This is a genomic window from Streptomyces niveiscabiei (genome assembly GCF_001419795.1).
Classification (GTDB): domain Bacteria; phylum Actinomycetota; class Actinomycetes; order Streptomycetales; family Streptomycetaceae; genus Streptomyces; species Streptomyces niveiscabiei.
Map to the genome: position 1 here is coordinate 1 of NZ_LIRL01001035.1, position 1,962 is coordinate 1,962.

The following is a 1,962-nucleotide window of genomic DNA, read 5'->3' on the forward strand; positions in this document are numbered from 1 at the left end:
CTGGATGCCCCGGCCGTTGGTGCCGAGGTAGACGCGGCCGTACACCCTCGGGTCGCCGGTGATCACCGCGCCGGTCCAGCCCCACTGGTGCCGGTCGTCGTTGATGCGGACCCAGGTCCTCGCCTCGTCGTCCGAGCGGTGGACGGCCGTGCCGGTCCCGACCGAACCGACCAGGTAGATCGCCGGGTAGGAGGCGCCCGGTGCGGCCTTGCCGAAGCCGAGGGTGTGCGAGGCCGAGCAGGTCGCGGTCTTCGTGAAGGTGACGCCCCCGTCGGTCGAGCGGAAGAGGCCGCCGGTCTTGGTGCTCAGCCACAGGTCGCCGGACCGGCCCGGGGCCGCGACCAGCTGGAACTGGATGTCGCCCGAGGGCAGACCGGTCGCGCGGGCGGTGAAGGAGAGGCCGCTGTCAGTGCTGGCGAGTACGGTTCCGGTAGTGAAGTCGAACGCGTAGAACCGCGTCGGATCGGCCGGGTCGGCGACCGGTCGGGCGCCCCTCGGGAAGGAGGAGATCTCGGACCAGGTCGTGCCGTTGTCCGCCGAGCGGTAGGCGGGGTACGTGGTGCCGTCCCAGTGGACGAAGCTCCACAGCAGCACGCTCCCGTCGGCGTTGGCGGCGATCGGCCCCGGGGCGTCCTTGGCTATCGCGGGCTGAGCGGCGAAGGGGTTCCAACTGCGCCCGCCGTCCAGGGAGTACGCGCCGTTGCCGTGGTCGCCCCAGCCGCTGCGGACCACGTACGCGGGCCTGGCCGCGGCCTGCGACAGCCCGGTCGACGAGCCGGACACGGGGTTCGAGGCCATCCCGCGCGACGGGGACTTCGTCAGCCGCTCGTGGTACATGACGCCGATGTCGCCGAGGCCGCTCAGCAGGTGCGCCTCCCCGACCGGGGGCGAGATCAGCTGGACGACCGCCGTCTCCTCCAGCCCTCTGATCTCCGGGGCCCAGTGCCGCAGGTCCCGGGTGCCGTACAGGGTGGCGCCGGTGCCGTACACCACGTGCCGGGAGTCGTACGGGTCGATCGCCAGCGCCTGGATCCACCAGCCGAACTTCGGTTCCTGGCCGCCCCACTTGAGGAAAGGGGTCTCCGACACGTCGAACTCGGCGGTCTCCTTGAGGGACGTCCAGGTCCGGCCGCCGTCGGTCGTGCGGTACAGGGTGTCCACCGCCGACCAGCGGTTGTTCGTCGAGACGACCGCCGTGCCCGGGCGGCGGGCGTCCACGGCGACGCCGCCGTAACCGAACGTGTCCGTCGTGCCGTTCGGCTTCGCCGGGGTGATCTCCGTCCAGGTGTCCGTCGCCGTCGAGAGTTTGTGGACGCTGCCGTCCGACTGGCCGTTCGGGCCGGGGGCGTTCGCGTACGTCACGTACAGGGCGCGGGTGTGGGGGTCGTACGCGGCTCGGATCGGGACCTTGGCGGCGGTGCCGGTCGGCTGGGCCGGGGCGGGGGTCCAGTCCGTGCCGTTCCTCGTGCGGTACAGGGTGGGGGTGGTGCCGTCGCCGTCTCCCCACGCCGCGTACACGGTGCGGCCCGCCGCCACGAGGAAGGTGATGCCCTGGCCTGTCGGGCTGGGGGTGCGGGGGAAGAGGGCCGGCGTCCAACTCGCGCCCCTGTCCGTCGACTTGAGCAGGCCGTCGTGGCGGGTGCCCAGCCAGAGGGTGTCGCTGTCGCGCGGGTCCACCAGGAGGCGTTCGCCCGCGCCTCTGCCGTCCTCGTTCGCGCCGAGCTTCACGGAGAGGTCGGTGCGGGTCCAGGTGGTGCCCCGGTCCTCCGACCTCAGGATCGCGCCGTTGCCCGACCAGGGCTGGGTGTACGTGCCCAGCGCCAGGTAGACCCGGTTCCTGTGCGCCGGGTCGATCGCTATCGCCTCCACGCCGAGGAGGTTCCAGTCGTCCCAGCCGAGGTGGTCCGTCAAGGGGGTCCAGCAGGCCGCTCTGTCGTCCCAGCGGTAGGCGCCGCCGATGTC

At 72.4% G+C, this 1,962-nt stretch carries 1 protein-coding gene; it reads right to left on the reverse strand.

Annotated elements, in window-relative coordinates:
- A partial coding sequence (locus AOK24_RS39230) for a WD40/YVTN/BNR-like repeat-containing protein (protein WP_055724703.1) occupies positions 1–1,962 on the reverse strand: 1,962 nt, incomplete at both ends.